Annotated in this window: 1 pseudogene; it reads right to left on the bottom strand. The window is 61.7% G+C overall.

Features of this window, described 5'->3' with window-relative positions:
* Nucleotides 1-218 (bottom strand): annotated as a pseudogene (locus CH341_RS33300) (ABC transporter substrate-binding protein); the annotation flags it as partial.
* Between the last annotated feature and the right edge of the window lie 22 nt (nucleotides 219-240).

Below are 240 nucleotides of genomic sequence, written 5' to 3'. Positions count from 1 at the left end.
AAGCGATATTGCCCGAACTGGTCGCTCGTCGAGGCCGGCATCTCGACGATGTCGACCTGGTGGCCGGTCTCCGCCTCGAATTCCGCAAGCTGCGTGCGCAATTCCTGAATATCGGCACCGACAGAACCCGAGACGATCGAAAGCTCGGCAGCAGAAACCTCGCTGGAGCCAAGGGTAAATATCGCAGCAACGGCCATCGCCGCGGTGCCAAACCGCATGTTCCCCTCCCATCCGGCCGGT

The organism is Rhodoplanes roseus (genome assembly GCF_003258865.1).
Classification (GTDB): domain Bacteria; phylum Pseudomonadota; class Alphaproteobacteria; order Rhizobiales; family Xanthobacteraceae; genus Rhodoplanes; species Rhodoplanes roseus.
This window is presented reverse-complemented; position numbering and strand designations above follow the sequence as displayed.